The sequence below is a fragment of the Flavicella sp. IMCC45537 genome (assembly GCF_057197705.1).
The window spans coordinates 2,725,207-2,741,203 of the sequence record NZ_CM170067.1; the positions used below are offsets into that span (position 1 = coordinate 2,725,207).

General features: G+C 33.5%; 17 protein-coding genes. 13 read left to right on the plus strand and 4 right to left on the minus strand.

The window, feature by feature from the left end; genetic code table 11:
• Positions 1-155: 155 nt before the first annotated feature.
• From AC2DGP_RS11205 to pgi, 9 genes are all read left to right on the plus strand, one after another.
• Positions 156-2,444: an anion permease gene (locus AC2DGP_RS11205; protein ID WP_484490151.1), complete on the plus strand. Its 2,289-nt coding sequence runs from the start codon at positions 156-158 to the stop codon at positions 2,442-2,444.
• A 200-nt stretch (positions 2,445-2,644) separates the two neighbouring features.
• The gene (locus AC2DGP_RS11210; RefSeq protein WP_484490152.1) at positions 2,645-2,983 is read left to right on the plus strand and encodes a single-stranded DNA-binding protein; all 339 of its coding nucleotides are present in this window, start codon (positions 2,645-2,647) and stop codon (positions 2,981-2,983) included.
• A gap of 69 nt (positions 2,984-3,052) precedes the next feature.
• Complete coding sequence (locus AC2DGP_RS11215; RefSeq protein ID WP_484490153.1) at positions 3,053-3,790, plus strand: 3'-5' exonuclease; 738 nt, start codon at positions 3,053-3,055, stop codon at positions 3,788-3,790.
• Positions 3,791-4,135 carry an MGMT family protein gene (locus AC2DGP_RS11220; RefSeq protein ID WP_484490154.1) on the plus strand — a complete coding sequence of 115 codons (345 nt, stop codon included), beginning with the start codon at positions 3,791-3,793 and terminating at the stop codon, positions 4,133-4,135.
• 114 nt (positions 4,136-4,249) lie between these two features.
• A complete protein-coding gene (locus tag AC2DGP_RS11225; RefSeq protein ID WP_484490155.1) occupies positions 4,250-5,398 on the plus strand; it encodes an Mrp/NBP35 family ATP-binding protein in 1,149 nt (382 codons plus the stop codon).
• A gap of 24 nt (positions 5,399-5,422) precedes the next feature.
• A complete protein-coding gene (locus AC2DGP_RS11230) occupies positions 5,423-5,668 on the plus strand; it encodes a NifU family protein (RefSeq protein ID WP_484490156.1) in 246 nt (81 codons plus the stop codon).
• Positions 5,669-5,783: 115 nt separating this feature from the next.
• Positions 5,784-6,536 carry a DUF3108 domain-containing protein gene (locus AC2DGP_RS11235; RefSeq protein WP_484490157.1) on the plus strand — a complete coding sequence of 251 codons (753 nt, stop codon included), beginning with the start codon at positions 5,784-5,786 and terminating at the stop codon, positions 6,534-6,536.
• Between the two features lie 42 nt (positions 6,537-6,578).
• Positions 6,579-7,808, plus strand: coding sequence for a peptidoglycan DD-metalloendopeptidase family protein (locus AC2DGP_RS11240; protein ID WP_484490158.1), 1,230 nt, complete (start codon positions 6,579-6,581; stop codon positions 7,806-7,808).
• 30 nt (positions 7,809-7,838) lie between these two features.
• The gene (gene pgi / locus AC2DGP_RS11245; RefSeq protein ID WP_484490159.1) at positions 7,839-9,401 is read left to right on the plus strand and encodes a glucose-6-phosphate isomerase; all 1,563 of its coding nucleotides are present in this window, start codon (positions 7,839-7,841) and stop codon (positions 9,399-9,401) included.
• A 53-nt stretch (positions 9,402-9,454) separates the two neighbouring features.
• Here pgi and AC2DGP_RS11250 read toward each other — a convergent pair whose 3' ends face one another.
• Positions 9,455-10,180 carry a DUF4397 domain-containing protein gene (locus AC2DGP_RS11250; protein ID WP_484490160.1) on the minus strand — a complete coding sequence of 242 codons (726 nt, stop codon included), beginning with the start codon at positions 10,178-10,180 and terminating at the stop codon, positions 9,455-9,457.
• A gap of 95 nt (positions 10,181-10,275) precedes the next feature.
• Between AC2DGP_RS11250 and AC2DGP_RS11255 the strand changes: the two genes are divergently transcribed.
• The 4 genes from AC2DGP_RS11255 to AC2DGP_RS11270 all read left to right on the plus strand — a co-directional run bounded on the left by AC2DGP_RS11255 (position 10,276) and on the right by AC2DGP_RS11270 (position 13,083).
• Entirely contained in the window at positions 10,276-10,800 is a 525-nt protein-coding gene (locus tag AC2DGP_RS11255; RefSeq protein WP_484490161.1) for a hypothetical protein, read from the plus strand.
• Between the two features lie 78 nt (positions 10,801-10,878).
• A complete protein-coding gene (locus AC2DGP_RS11260) occupies positions 10,879-11,304 on the plus strand; it encodes a hypothetical protein (protein WP_484490162.1) in 426 nt (141 codons plus the stop codon).
• A 25-nt stretch (positions 11,305-11,329) separates the two neighbouring features.
• Positions 11,330-12,064, plus strand: coding sequence for a lysophospholipid acyltransferase family protein (locus AC2DGP_RS11265; RefSeq protein WP_484490163.1), 735 nt, complete (start codon positions 11,330-11,332; stop codon positions 12,062-12,064).
• Between the two features lie 26 nt (positions 12,065-12,090).
• A complete protein-coding gene (locus AC2DGP_RS11270) occupies positions 12,091-13,083 on the plus strand; it encodes an acyl-ACP desaturase (RefSeq protein ID WP_484490164.1) in 993 nt (330 codons plus the stop codon).
• Between the two features lie 43 nt (positions 13,084-13,126).
• Here the strand turns inward: AC2DGP_RS11270 and AC2DGP_RS11275 are convergent, their stop codons facing one another.
• Genes AC2DGP_RS11275 through AC2DGP_RS11285 form a run of 3 tightly spaced genes read right to left on the minus strand, consistent with a single transcriptional unit; the run spans position 13,127 to position 15,933 of the window.
• Positions 13,127-14,005 carry an aldose 1-epimerase family protein gene (locus AC2DGP_RS11275; RefSeq protein ID WP_484490165.1) on the minus strand — a complete coding sequence of 293 codons (879 nt, stop codon included), beginning with the start codon at positions 14,003-14,005 and terminating at the stop codon, positions 13,127-13,129.
• A gap of 3 nt (positions 14,006-14,008) precedes the next feature.
• The gene (locus tag AC2DGP_RS11280) at positions 14,009-14,791 is read right to left on the minus strand and encodes an amidohydrolase (RefSeq protein ID WP_484490166.1); all 783 of its coding nucleotides are present in this window, start codon (positions 14,789-14,791) and stop codon (positions 14,009-14,011) included.
• A complete protein-coding gene (locus tag AC2DGP_RS11285) occupies positions 14,776-15,933 on the minus strand; it encodes a methionine aminotransferase (protein WP_484490167.1) in 1,158 nt (385 codons plus the stop codon). Before AC2DGP_RS11285 ends, AC2DGP_RS11280 begins: the two co-directional genes overlap by 16 nt.
• Between the last annotated feature and the right edge of the window lie 64 nt (positions 15,934-15,997).

Genomic DNA, 15,997 nt, shown 5'->3' on the forward strand with positions numbered 1-15,997 from the left:
TTATATCTGAATTTGTATCAATTTAAAAATCTATTTTTGACATCGGAAATGAAGATTCTAAAATTAGATATAACAATTCGGTAACGTTCGAACCTTCATTTATTAGGATATTTGTCGACCTTTAAAATGAGGTCTTTAGATTTTAAAATTAAATTATGGATAATATTTATATGCTAATGATTGTTGCACTTGCTCTTTTGGCAATTGCAGATTTAGTAGTAGGAGTTAGTAATGATGCGGTTAATTTTTTAAATTCTGCAATTGGCTCTAAGGCTATTAGTTTTAAAACAATTATGATTGTAGCCAGTGTTGGTGTTCTGGTTGGTGCAGTTTTCTCTAGCGGAATGATGGAGGTTGCTCGTAAAGGTATATTCAATCCGGGAGAGTTTTATTTTAATGAAATCATGATCATTTTTATGGCTGTGATGATTACTGACATTCTGTTGCTAGATTTTTTCAATACCATTGGTATGCCTACTTCCACCACGGTTTCCATTGTTTTTGAATTGCTTGGTGCCGCAGTTGCTATGGCTTTGTTGAAAATATTTAATACTGACGGGGGTACAGAGCAGATTTCAGATTTAATTACTTATATAAATACTGAAACAGCTACTAAAATTATATTCGGAATTATATTATCTGTACTAGTCGCCTTTTCAATTGGTGCTTTGGTACAATGGATTACTCGTTTGTTGTTATCATACAAGTTTGAAGCAAAAGCCAATTGGGTAGGTGCTTTGTTTGGAGGCTTTGCTTTAACAGCGATTACCTATTTTATTTTTATGAAGGGTTTGAAAGGAACTTCATATGCCAAGGAATCTTTTGAGATTCTTGGAGGTAGAACTATGAAAGAATTCTTAGAAAATGAAGTTTTAGGGATTATTTGGGTAAGCTTTATTGTTTGGTCTGCTATTTCGTTTGTATTGATCAATTTTGTAAAAACCAATATTTACAGATTAGTGATTGTGGTAGGTACTTTTGCTTTAGCATTGGCCTTTTCAGGAAATGATTTGGTGAATTTTATTGGAGTTCCAATTGCAGCTTGGAATTCTTATGAAGCTTGGTCTGAGTCGGGAATGGCGGCACAAGAATTTAGTATGAATATTTTAGCGAAGAAAGTACCAACAAATAATTTATTATTAGTGCTTGCTGGTTTGATCATGGTAATTACCTTATGGTTTTCAAGCAAAGCGAAGAATGTGGTACAAACGTCTTTAGATTTATCAAGTCAAGGTGCTACAAAGGAACGTTTTCAACCAAACTTCTTATCCAGAGGAATTGTAAGAGCAGCCATGGCTATTTCAGAAGGGTTTTCAATGGTAACTCCAAAATCTTGGTCAACAAAAATTGAAAAGCAGTTTACACCTCCTGTAATCGCATTATCAAAGGAAAAGGTGCATGAATTACCTGCTTTTGATATGGTGAGAGCTGCTGTGAATTTAATGGTTGCAGCTGTTTTAATTTCCATAGCAACCTCTTATAAATTACCGCTATCTACAACCTATGTAACTTTTATGGTGGCAATGGGTACTTCGTTGGCAGATAGAGCCTGGGGAGCGGAAAGCGCGGTATATAGAGTTGCTGGAGTAATCAATGTAATTGGAGGTTGGTTTTTTACTGCCTTTAGTGCGTTTACTGCTGCTGCTTTAGTAGCGTTTTTGTTGAACTTAAACCTCAAGGTAATGTTTCCTTTGTTGCTTGTTTTAGCTATAGGATTATTGTTGAGAAACTTTTTAATACATAGAAAAAAAGCTCAGGAAGAAAAAGTAGACGATGTATTGAATAAAGCAGAGAGTACTTCGGTTCAAGGGGTGATTCAAGAAAGTGCTGCTACAATTGCTTCTGTTGTAAAACGTGGTGGTAAAATTTATGGAGCTTCTGTAAAAGGATTAGCAAAGCAAGATTTACTATTGCTTAAAAAGAATAAGAAAACCATAGAAAAATTATCGAATGAGATTGATGAGCTAAGAGATAATATTTTTTATTTTATTAAAAATTTAGATGAGTCTAGTGTTACAGCAAGTAGTTTTTATATCAACTTGTTGTCTTATTTACAAGATATAACACAGTCTTTAGAATTTATAGTACGTGCAACAAATAAACACGTAAATAACAATCATAAAAAATTAAAATTAAGTCAGATAAAAGAATTGAAAGAAGTAGAGGCTGCCTTGTTAGTTGTGTTTAATGCAACACAAGATGCTTTTGAAGAGAGATCTTTCGATAAAATTGCTGATATTTTAAATGACAAAACGGCTTTTGATATTTTGTCCGATAAAATTCAAAGTCAAATTGAAAGAACGCGTACTGAAGAGTCAAGTCCAAAAAACACTACCTTATATTTCGGGCTATTGCTAGAAACAAAAGATTTGTTAACGGGTACGATGAACTTATTGCAGGAATATTATGAAGCGAATAAAGCGTCAGAAGACGCTGCCGAATAGCGCATAAATAACGTATAAATTAGCCTGGTACTTTTGAGTGTCAGGCTTTTTTTTGCGTTGTGTTTTAATTGAATGTAAACGACTACAATTGATTACATACGAAAGTAACCGTTTTCGAACCAATTAGGCAATTCAATGTGGGTTTACTTTGCAATGTCGAAAAGAACTAATGATTTTTGATGTAATTAAAACGAAACGTTATGAGTAATTTAAGAAACAAAGTACAGTTAATCGGACATGTAGGAAACGCACCAGAAGTAATCAATTTAGAATCTGGTAAAAAGTTGGTGAAGTTAACCATGGCAACAAATGAAAAATACACGAATGCTAATGGAGATAAGGTGGAAGATACACAGTGGCATAATTTAGTCGTTTGGAGTAAGCTTACCAATGTGGTAGAAAATTATGTTCAGAAAGGTGATGAAATAGCAATAGAAGGCAAGTTGACAAACAGGAGTTATGATGATAAAGAAGGGAATAAAAGATTTATTTCTGAGGTTGTTGTAAATGAACTTTTAATGTTAGGAGGGAAAAAATAAATTCTCTTTTGTAGCAAGAGGTGTTTTGTTTAAACAATGTAAATTTGTAGCTTTAATAGAAAACGTGCTATGAATCTTCCTGTATCCAAAGAAAATATACTTTTTTTAGACATCGAAACTGTTCCAGAGGTAGAGAAGTTCTCTGATTTGTCCGATATCAAAAAAGAATTATTTGCTCTTAAAACTAATTATCAAAGGAAGCCTAAAACTTCTTTAGAGACAGAAATTCCGGTGGAGGAATTTTATGAGAAAGCTGGAGTTTGGGCGGAGTTTGGTAAAATTGTATGTATTTCGGTTGGTTATTTCGTCAGTCAAAATTCTGAGCGTTCTTTTAGGATAAAGTCTTTTTACGGAAATGATGAGGAGGTACTACTCAAAGATTTTAAAGAGTTGTTAGAGCATCATTTCAATGGGCCAAAACATTTGTTATGTGGTCATAATGGTAAAGAATTTGATTTTCCTTTTATTGCAAGACGCATGATAATTAAGGGTATTGAACTTCCTGTTAAATTGAATTTATTTGGAAAAAAACCATGGGAAGTTCCTCATCTAGATACCTTGGAAATGTGGAAGTTTGGAGATTTTAAACATTATACCTCCCTGAAACTATTAACTACGATTTTAGAAATTCCATCACCTAAAGATGATATTGATGGCAGTCAGGTAGCAAATGTATATTATCAAGAGAAGAACCTTGAGAGGATTGCCAAATACTGTGAAAAAGATACGATTGCTGTAGCTCAATTATTTTTACGCTTTAACAATGAGCCTTTGTTGATTGATCATGAACTAGTATTTGCAGAATAGATGAAGGATTTAAATTTTTTTGAAAAATGTTACTTCGTTGCAAAGAAAGTGCCTTTTGGTAGGGTTACAAGTTATGGGGCTATAGCCAAATATTTGGGAACTGCAAGATCGGCTAGAATGGTTGGTTGGGCTATGAATGCTTCTCACGGGGATATTTCTATTCCAGCACACAGAGTTGTAAATAGAAAAGGAGTGCTTACAGGGAAACATCATTTTGAGGGGACGAACCTGATGCAACAACTATTGGAAAGTGAAGGAATAGAAGTGAAGGAATTGCAAATTCAAAACTTCAAAGAAGTATTTTGGGATCCGTCAGAAGAGTTACCTGATTTGTTTATTGAATAGCTGGTTATTTTTATTTCTATAACGACCAGGTTTTAGTAGGGTAAGAATAGTTGCATGTGAGTATTCATTTTTAAAGTTTTCAAGCTATCTTTGCACTCATAAATTTTCAGAAATATGAGCATTCTAAAAGAAGATATACAAAAGGTATTAGAAACAATCACTGCACCTGGTGAGGGGAAAAGTTTGATAGAGAATAATAATGTTAAGAACATTGTTATTTTTGGAGAAGAGGTAGTAGTGGATGTAGAGATTGGAAATCCTACCTTACAAGCAAAGAAGAAAATTGAGTCAGAAATTACGAAAGTAATTGTTGAAAATGTTTCAGAAAAGGCAGTTGTAAAAGTAAACGTTGCAACAAAAGCCGTTGAAAAAACAAAAGAGGAACAGGAAAATCCGAATTTAATTAAAGGTAAAAAATTACCAGGGATTCAAAATATCATCGCAATAGCATCAGGTAAAGGTGGAGTAGGTAAATCTACGATTACTGCAAATACAGCGATTTCTTTGGCAAAAATGGGATTCAAAGTAGGTGTTTTAGATGCCGATGTTTATGGACCATCTATGCACTTAATGTTTGATGTGGCCCAAGAGAAGCCGATTTCTGTTAACGTTGATGGTCGTTCTAAAATGAAACCTGTTGAAAACTACGGAGTAAAACTACTTTCTCTAGGTTTTTTTACAAATCCAAATGAAGCAGTGATTTGGAGAGGTCCCATGGCTTCCAAGGCGTTGAATCAAATGATTTTTGATGCTGCTTGGGGAGAATTAGATTTCTTGTTAATTGATTTGCCTCCAGGAACAGGGGATATCCATTTATCAATTGTTCAAGCATTACCAATTACAGGAGCTGTTGTAGTGAGTACACCTCAAAATATTGCGTTGGCAGATGCGAAAAAAGGGGTTGCAATGTTTCAACAAAAAAATATCAAAGTACCCGTTTTGGGAATTGTTGAGAATATGAGTTATTTTACTCCAGGAGAGCTTCCTGAAAATAAATATTATATCTTTGGACAAGATGGAGCTAAAAACTTAGCAGAGGATATTGATACTGCATTTATCGGTGAGGTACCTTTAGTGCAAAGCATTAGAGAGGCGGGAGATGTAGGACGTCCAGTTGCATTGCAAGAAAATACAGTTTTAGAAACAGCTTTCAATGAGATTACAAAGAATATGTTATCTCAGTTATTGATAAGAAATGAAGAGTTACCTGAAACAGAAGTTGTGAAAATTACAACAATGAGCGGGTGTTCTCCGAAAAAATAATTAGATATAAATCAAAATATAAAAATGGAAACACAAGAATTAACAGCAACGGTTGAAAAAGCATTGGAAGAAATTCGTCCTTTTTTAACTTCTGATGGAGGGAATATATCTCTAGTTTCTATAGAGGATAATATAGTAACTGTGAAGTTAGAAGGAGCATGTGTTGGATGTTCAATCAATCAAATGACACTTAGAAATGGAGTGGAGGCTTCTGTTAAAAAGCATGCACCTCAAATAGAAAAAGTAATTGATATTAGTAGCATAATGTAATTTTAAGATTTTCTTAAAAACAAAAATTATATATTTATAAGGCTTAGCGATAACTTCGTTAAGCCTTTTTAATTTTGGCATTGAAATTGCCATAGTTATGGAAAATGAAATCATTATGCAGAAATTTATAGTTACCATATTCTTGTTCTTGGCTGTTTTTGCTCATTCTCAAAACAAAGAAAAAGTTTTTCAGGATGGAGAAGAGTTAAAATATCGTGTACACTATGGTTTTGTAAATGCAGGCTATGCTACTTTGGCGGTTTCTGAGAAGGATGATGCTTATCATTTTGTAGGAAAAGGATGGACTGTTGGTGTCACAAACATGTTCTTTAAGGTAAGAGATCAGTACGAGTCTTTTGTGAACAAAAAGACACTTGCACCAGATCATTTTGTGCGAAGAGTAAAAGAGGGCGGGTATAAGTTAAGTAGAGATATCTATTTTGATTATGAAAAAGACAGTGCTAGGGTTGAGGATCATAAATACAATACCACAAAAAATTATCCTATTGCGGATGTTCAAGATATATTATCGGCATTTTATAAAATGAGGGCCACTAAAATTGATACGATGAAGGTGGGCGAATCCATCAAGTTGAAAATTTTTATTGATGGAGAGATGTTTGCTTTTAAATTAAAATTATTGGGCAATGAGGTTGTTTCTTCAAAATATGGAAAAATACCTTGTTATAAATTTAGACCTTATGTGCAGAAGGGAAGAATATTTAAAGAGAACGAAAGTTTAACTATTTGGATATCGGCAGATAAGAATAAAATTCCGATTAGAATGAAAGCCTCTTTAGCGGTTGGTTCAGCGAAAATGGATTTAACAAGTTACAAAGGATTGAGTCATTCTTTTCCTGAAAAATAAATAGAAAAAACGTAAATTTGCGCCTTACTAAAAAGTTACCTTTTGAGATTTTCGTATTTATTTTTAATCGCAGCAATTTTTTTTATTTCATGTTCTGATGAGACTTCTAGTTCCAAAGATGCTGAGGTTGCTCAAGAAGTTAAAAAACCAACGATTAAATTTGGGTACAATCTAGATAATTATAAGGTAATTCATGATACGATCAACCATGGTGAAAGCTTTGGAGAAATATTAGATCGTCATCATATTTGGTATCCCAAAATTCTAGAAATTTCTAAAAAAATTAAAAGCACTTTCGATGTACGTCGTTTGAGAGCAGGGAAACCTTATACAATTTTAGCAAAAAAAGACTCTACAGAAAAAGCGCAGGTGTTTATTTATCAAAATGATTTGATAAACTATACAGTAGTAGATTTTAAAGATTCTGTGATAACAGCCGAAAAAGGAAAAAGAAAAGTTACCACGATTATTAAAAAAGGACAAGGAGTCATCACAAGTTCTTTGTCACAATCTTTAGATTCTCAAGGTGTAAATCCTGTTCTTGCCAATGATTTGTCGGAGATTTATGCTTGGACGATTGACTTTTTTAGGTTGCAAAAGAATGATAAGTTTAAAGTAATTTATGAACAAAAATTTATAGATGATACAATTCCTGCTGGAATAGGGAATATCAAAGCAGCATATTTTGAACATGTAGGGAAACCTTTTTATGCATTTAGTTATGTGGCGGATTCTATCATGCAAATTGAAGAATATTACGATGAAGAGGCACATCACTTGAGACGTGCGTTTTTAAAGGCTCCTTTAAAATTTAGTAGAATATCTTCAAGGTATAATTTAAAAAGAAAAATAGCGCATTATGGAAGAGTTAAGGCGCATAAAGGGACTGATTTTGCTGCTCCAGTTGGAAGTCCAATTATGAGTACAGCAAATGGTAGGGTTATTGAATCTCGATACAAGGGTGCCAATGGTAATTATGTGAAAATAAGACATAATTCAACCTATTCAACCCAATATTTACATATGAAACAACGAAAAGTGAAGGTTGGGGATTATGTGAAACAAGGACAAGTTATTGGAACTGTAGGAATGACAGGAAGTACCTCAGGACCGCATGTGTGTTATCGTTTTTGGAAAAATGGTGTACAAGTTGATCCTTTGAAACAAAAATTACCGGCTGCAGAGCCAATGAAAAAATCAATAAAACCTCATTATTTAGAATTCATCGAGTCAATAAAAGAAGAATTGGATGATATGAAATTTGAGGAATAAAAAATCAAAACAAAGTAAACATTCGAAATTATGGCATTAAAAAATGTAAATCCATCGAAAACCCAAGCATGGGAAAAATTAGCAAAACACTATAATGACACCAAAGATGTTCATTTGAGAGAGCTGTTTGCTGCGAACAGTAACAGGAAAGAAGAATTTTCTATTGAGAACAATGATTTCAATGTTGATTTCTCAAAGAATAGAATTGACGCTACAACAATGAAATTGTTAGTAGAGTTGGCAGATGAGGTTGATTTAAAAGGAGCCATTTCTAGCTATTTTGGTGGTGCAAAAATCAATGCAACAGAAGGTAGAGAAGTATTGCATACGGCATTAAGATGCAAAGCAGATAAAGCAGTTGTTGTTGAAGGTGAGAATGTTGTTGAAGATGTACAGGAAACTTTGTCTAAAATAAAAGACTTTACAAATACTGTAGTCTCTGGTGACTGGAAAGGGTATACTGGAAAATCGATTACAGATGTTGTGAATATTGGTATCGGAGGATCTGATTTAGGACCTCAAATGGTTGTAGATGCTTTGAAATATTATAAAACTCCATTGGATGTACATTTTGTATCTAATGTAGATGGGGACCATGTTTCTGAAGTGATCAAAAACTTAAATCCAGAAACAACATTATTTTTAATAGTTTCTAAAACGTTTACAACGCAAGAAACAATAACGAACGCTCAAACAATCAAAAGCTGGTTCTTAGAGTCTGCAACCGAGGCAGATGTTGCAAAACATTTTGCTGCAGTTTCTACAAATGCGCAAGCAGTTGCTGATTTTGGTATTGATGCTGCTAATGTTTTCACAATGTGGAACTGGGTAGGAGGTCGTTTTTCTCTATGGAGTGCCGTAGGATTATCTATCAGTTTGGCGATCGGTTTTGATAACTTTAAATCGTTATTGGAAGGTGCTGAAGAGATGGATACTCATTTTGAAACTGCAGATTTTGAAGAAAATATACCAGTGGTCTTAGCTTTATTAAGCGTTTGGTATAATAACTTTTACGGAGCAGAGTCAGAAGCGATTTTACCATATTCTCAATATTTAGAAAAATTAACTCCATACTTGCAACAAGCGATCATGGAAAGTAATGGAAAAAGTGTTGATAGAAATGGAGACACCATAGATTACCAAACAGGAACTATTGTTTGGGGAAGTACAGGTACAAATATGCAACATGCCTTTATGCAATTGGTACACCAAGGGACTAAATTAATTCCTTGTGATTTTATTGGATATGAAGAGTCTTTATACGGTAAAACGGAACACCATAACAAATTAATGTCTAATTACTACGGACAGCAAGAAGCTTTGTGTAATGGTAAGACCAAAGAAGAAGTTGTAGCAGAAGGTAAAACAGCGGATGCAGTAGTACCATTTAAAGTATTTGCAGGAAACAAACCAAGTAATTCAATTTTGATCAAAAAATTGACTCCAGCATCTTTAGGGAAATTAATCTCTATGTATGAGCATAAAATATTTGTGCAAGGGATTGTTTGGAATATCTATAGCTACGATCAATGGGGAGTAGAGTTAGGTAAAGTTTTAGCAAATAAAATTTATGCTGAAAAATACAATTCTTAAAAAATTATAGAATTAAAAAAAAGGCTTTCATTTATTTGAAAGCCTTTTTGTTTTTAGTTTTGTGGTGTTTCAAAAAAACTGAGTTTTGAAGTGCTGTCAAAATTTATTCCTGCCAATACATCAATGTATATTTTATCAACTGTGTGGCCATCATTATTGACAATATTGATTAAATTGGTATCTGTGTTTGGTGCAACTCCTGTGTTTGTAACTATAATTCTAGCATCTATTGTGGCTTTCGTAAATTCAAAATAATCACTTTTACCACCATAGGTCAAATTGGTCACTACTTTGTGATTTGTAGTTTCTCCTCCAATATAAATATCTACACCACCTAAATTATGGTAAAGGTGCATGAATTGTACGCTAACACTTCCGGATTGTGGTTGTGTAGTGTTGTTTTCACTGAACAAAATAGATTCGTTTCCTGCCGTTCCATATGCAAAACAAGAATAGCTATTTCCTTCGGAAACTGTAGCTTGTACAGTTGCAACTACTGATTCGTCTGCGTTGTTATAAGCGGCAATGGAAAAACTATTTTTATTTTCTTCCCATTTTATGTCTGTTGTACCACCAAATGCGTAGGCTTGATTCTCGACCAAAAGTTTTGAGTCTTGATGCCAGTCAATATTTATATCTGAATTGATAAAGTTATGAGTATGCAATGTGGCGGTTTCATAAACTATTTCTGGAGGGTCAGTTTCAGTAGAGTCTTTTGAGCAGCCAAATGAAAGGATCAGTAGAGAAATGTAAAAAAAGTTTGTGTAGAATATTTTCATGGTAGCTTTTTTTTATGTCTTCTAAAGATACATTTTAAATTTGAAATCGTTTTTCTTTAAGGTTAATAATGTTGATATTGCGCAAAAAAAAAGAGATGTTTGTAAAAAAGAAATTTTTTCTAGGAGTTTTGTTTTTAATGGTATTTACTGTGAGTATGGCCCAAAATAAATCAAGTAATGATTTTTCATGGGATAATATGCGATATGGAGGAAGGTTAGGTTTAGAGTTTTCAAGCAATGCCACTAGTATTACGGTTGCGCCAGCTGCGATTTATCAATTCAATGAGAAATTTGCTGCAGGTGCCGCAATTAGTTTTGGATTTGTAGATTACAAAGAAGTGGATGTTAGTTTGATAAATTATGGAGGTTCACTGCTAGCGTTTTATACTCCGATTCGTCAGATTCAATTGTCAACAGAGTTGGAACAGGTTTTTGTAACTCAAACCAGAAACTTTGCTGGCAAGGAATTCAAAGATAATTATAATTATCAAGCTTTGTTCTTTGGTGCAGGTTATCGTATGGGAAATCTAATTTTAGGGGTGCGTTATGATGTTTTGTATAATGAAAATACAAACATTTATGCATCACCTTTTGAGCCTTTTTTACAAGTGTTTTTTTAAAAAAATGTTTCAGTTAAATTAAAAATATAGCAAACTACTTTTTAGTACATTTGTAATCAGAAAAATTTAAAAAAAATTATGAAACAAGTACATTCTTATTGGGCTTATTTAGTATTGTTAATTTTAGTTGTAGCAGTTGTAAATGCAATCATTGGTTACACTTCTAAAAAGGAATTTAAAGACAAAGATCTTCGTTTAGGTTTGTTTACATTAATCGTCTCACACATTCAATTATTAATTGGTTTAGGGTGGTATTTTATGTCTCCTGTATATAAAGCAATGAAAGTTACTGGTATGGGTACGATTATGAAAAATGCTGAAACTAGATTGTTAGCTGTAGAGCATCCAATTACAATGATTTTAGCGATTGCTTTGATAACAGTAGGTTGGTCTAAGCATAAGAAACAGACAGAAGACGCTTCTAAATTCAAAACCTTTGTAATATTTTATGGGGTGGCTTTAGTCTTGATTTTAACTAGAATTCCATGGGGCCAGTGGTTCTAATAGATGTGGAATAAATTAGATTAGAATGAAAAAAATAGTTGCATATCCCCTTTCAGTAATACATTATTTACTGTTCGGTTTTATTATCTGTATATTTCATCCCATTCAATGGTTTTGTTTGAATGTATTTGGATATACTGCACATAAAAAATCAGTAGATCTGTTAAATTATTTTTTATTGTGGACTTTATACGTCTTGGGTACAAGGATTACTTTTACTAAAAAGGCAGAAATTCCTGAAGGAGTTCCTTTGATCATTGTTTCTAATCATCAAAGTGCACATGAAATTTCACCAATATCATGGTACTTTAGAAAATACCACACAAAATTTGTTTCTAAAAAAGAATTAGGTGCAAAAATTCCGAGTGTGTCTTTTAATTTAAGACATGGTGGGTCTGTGTTGATTGATCGAGACGATCCTAAACAGGCGCTTACTGCATTAGCCAAATTCGGAAAAAAACTGGAAGAGAATAATTGGGCGGGTGTTATTTTTCCTGAAGGTACTAGGAGTAAAGACGGAACACCAAAGCCATTTTCGGTCAATGGTTTGAAAATAATTAGCAAGTATGCTCCCTCTGCATATGTAGTACCTTTAACCATAAATAATTCTTGGAAGTTGGTTAGAAACGGAGCATTTCCATTGGGTATTGGGGTTCATATGACCTTGGAAACTCATGAACCTATTGCAGTGAAATCTATGGAATTTAATGATTTATTTCAAAAAGTAGAGGAAACTATAAAAAACTCAGTAACTTTGTAAGCTATAAGCAGATTTAAAAGAATATTATGTCAATAAACAACGTTCGTAAAGAGGTTATGTTAACTCTGGAAAAAGATATCGAAACTACTTTTGGTAAGTTTTTGATTTCTCCGGAAGAGATATGGCAGCCTACAGATTTTTTACCAAACCCTCAATCAGATACTTTTATTGATGAAGTAAAGGAAATTAGAGAGTTGTCTAAGGATTTAGATGATGATTTTTGGGTGTCTTTGGTTGGAGATATGATTACGGAAGAGGCGTTACCAACGTACGAGTCATGGTTGTTAGATTTGGACGGTATTGATCAGCACGGAGAACAAAAAGGATGGTCTAGTTGGATTCGTAGATGGACTGCTGAAGAGAATCGACATGGAGATGTTTTGAATAAATACATTTATCTTTCAGGTCGTGTAAATATGCGTGAAGTTGAAATTACAACACAGCATTTAGTAGCAGATGGTTTTGATATTGGTACTGCAAGAGATCCTTATAAAACTTTTGTTTATACAAGTTTTCAAGAATTAGCAACATATGTTTCTCATAACAATGTGGCAAAAATTGCTCGTAAAGCGGGAATGAAAGGTTTGGCAAAAATGTCAAAAATTATCGCAGGAGATGAAATGAGACATCATTTGGCTTATGTTGAATTTATCCGCCAAATATTTGCAGTGGATCCATCAGAAATGATGATTGCATTTTGTGATATGATGAAACATAAGATTGAAATGCCGGCAATGTATTTAAGAGAGTCTTATGGTCAAAAAGCCTCTTTGTTTGATAAGTTTTCTGATGTAGCACAACGTTCAGGTGTTTATTCAGCATTTGATTATATTGATATTTTGGAGAAATTATTAAAAGCTTGGGAAATCGATAAGTTTACTGGCTTGACTCCAGAGGCTGATAAAGCTAGAACTTATTTAATGCGTTTGCCTGAGAGAATGATGAGAATAGCACAAAGAATAACGGTGCCTGATACGGATTACAAATTCAAGTGGATGAATCCATTGGTTGTAAAATAATACATAAAAACCCTTACTGATTTAGTAAGGGTTTTTTATTGCTTTAAATGTGAATTTCTATCGAGAATCGGGCAATATGTTCTTTTCCTGGTTCTAGCATAGTTATGGCTTCTTTATCTTCAATGTTTTGATTACTTTGAATAGAATCTGCATAACCTTGCCAAGGTTCAATACACACAAAAGGAGCATTGGGCTTAGACCAAATTCCAAGATAAGGGAAGTCATTAAATTCAACTGTAATTAATGCGCCTTCTGCATTATTCCCTAAAGTTACTTTGTTTGATCTTAAGTTTTTAAAAACGAGTGCATCCTTATCAAAAGTATTTTTATTAAGGTGTAATATCTTTGTGTCGTTTAAAAATTTCCTGGTAGTACCATCTAAAAGGCCATCTTCATTTATGTTCCATGTACTGTCTGTTTCAGGATGTTCAAATTCTAAAAAGCAGTTTTCATAACTTTCATCTGAATTTTGTAGAGAGCAGTTAAAAGCTGGGTGCTCTCCGATAGAAAAATACATGTTTTTGTTTCCAAGGTTTGTAACCGTATGCTGAATCTGGATTTTGTTTTCAACAAGTTGATAGCTTGTTTTAAATTCAAATTCATAGGGGTAAACCTCTAGGGTTTTTTCTGAATGTTTTAAAGAGAATGTTATTTTTGAATCTGTTTTGTCAATGAATTCTATAGCATCACTTCTTCTAAAAAATCCGTGTTGTTTTTGGTAGTATTTTCGGTTGTTTTCAATAAAAGTATCTTCTTTTAACCTTCCAACAAAAGGAAAAAGAATAGGTGCTTGTCCTCCCCAAAATTTTGCATCACCTCTCCAAAGGTATTCTTTGTTGTTTTTTAAAGATACAATACTGGATAATTCGGCTCCCGTTTTGTTGATCTTGATCTGAATATTATTATTGCTTAATTGGTACATATGCTATTCTTTTAATTGAAACTGATCTCTATCTTCCAAAAATTTGAAATCCTTTCTGCATTTTAAAATTTCAGCTTTATACAGAGTGGTACATATGATTTCCTCTACAGGAATGCTAGATTTTTTTATGTGGTTCCCTAGAGGGTTTATTATTTGGGAATGTCCAATATATTCAAGGTGATTTGCATCTGTACCAATTCTGTTTACGCCAATAGTGTAACAAATATTTTCAATGGCTCTTGCTTTTAATAATAGGTCCCAGGCATTAATTCTCGGTTTAGGCCAGTTTGCTACATAAATTGCAATATCATAATTTTCGGTATTTCTAGACCAAACTGGGAATCGTAAATCATAACAAATAAAAGGGGCAATTTTCCATCCTTTGTATTCAATTATTTTTCTTTCCGTTCCAGCGGTGTATATCTTGTTTTCTCCGGCATGAGAGAACAAGTGTTTTTTGTCGTAGTATTCAATTTTTTCTGAAGGGAAAACAAAAACGAAACGGTTGTAAAATTTGTTTTTTTCTTTGATGCTTAAACTTCCTGCAATTGCGCAATCTTTTGATTTTGCAGTATCAATCATCCAAGTAACGGCAATGCCATCCGTGGGTTCTGCAACTTCCGAAGGGTTCATAACGAACCCAGTGCTAAACATTTCAGGTAGTATAATAATATCAGTAGGTTCTGTAATCTGACTGATTTTTTGGCTAATGTTTTCTAGATTTTCTGTTATGTTTTTCCAGATTGTGTCAGACTGGATAAGATGTACTTTTAATTGATCTTGCATAATATTTCTGCCGCTTTTTCTAAAGTGTCATTTTTTTTAGCAAAGCAAAATCGTAACACTTTATGGTTTGATACTGTATTGAAAGGAGAAAATGGTATGGCTGCAATTTTATGCTCTTTTACAAGCCGCTGTGCGTATTCCATATCATTTTCATCTGTGATTTTAGAATAATTTAATAATTGAAAATAAGTTCCCTGTGTTGCCGTGAACTCAAAATTTGATCCTTGGATGAGATTTAAAAAGAAATCTCTTTTCTCTTGGTAAAACTCGTGAAGGTAAAGATAATCGTCAGATTTATTTAAAAAATTTGCCAAAGCTACTTGAGAGGGGTGATGCACACTAAAAACATTGTATTGGTGTACTTTCCTGAATTCTTGCATCAGTTCTTTGGGAGCCATGCAATATCCAATTTTCCAACCAGTGATATGGTAGGTTTTCCCAAATGAGGAGCATATAATCGCTCTTTTTTTTAGCTCTTGAAACATGCAAGCACTTTGATGTTGATTTCCGTCATAAATTATATGTTCGTAAACATCATCACACAGTAAAAGAATGGAGGTATTTTTTACGATTTTCTCTAAAGCTAACAGATCAGATTTTTCAAGAATAGTACCGCTGGGGTTGTTGGGACTATTTAGAATGATCATTTTTGTTTGTGCTGTTATTTTTTTTGAAAACTCTGTCCAGTTTACCTTGTAGTTCGGAGCTGAAAGTTGAACGTTTATGGTAGTACCATCATTTACTTGAATAGCTGGCTCATAACAGTCGTAAGACGGTTTTATGACAATTACCTCGTCCTTTGATTTTATAAAAGCAGAAATGGCAGTGTAGATTGCTTGAGTGGCACCTGCCGTAATGGTTATTTCAGAATCTGGGCAATAGGATTGCTGATAACAGGTTTCTGTTTTTTTTGAAATTTCTTCTCTTAAGGCCATAGATCCTGCCATCGGGGCATATTGATCGTGATTTGAAATGAGAGCCTTTTGTGTTTCTTCAAGAAGTAGTTTAGGGCAATCAAAATCAGGGAACCCTTGAGATAAGTTGATGGCATTATTTTCTTTAGCCAGCTGGCTCATGGTTGTAAAAATAGTTGTTTTTACATCAGGTAATTTTGATTCATGATGGTCTAAGAAAAAATGCATCTTTTTTAAGTAAAGTTAAACATCAAAAAAAATACCCGCAACAGAATTGCGGGTATTTTAAATT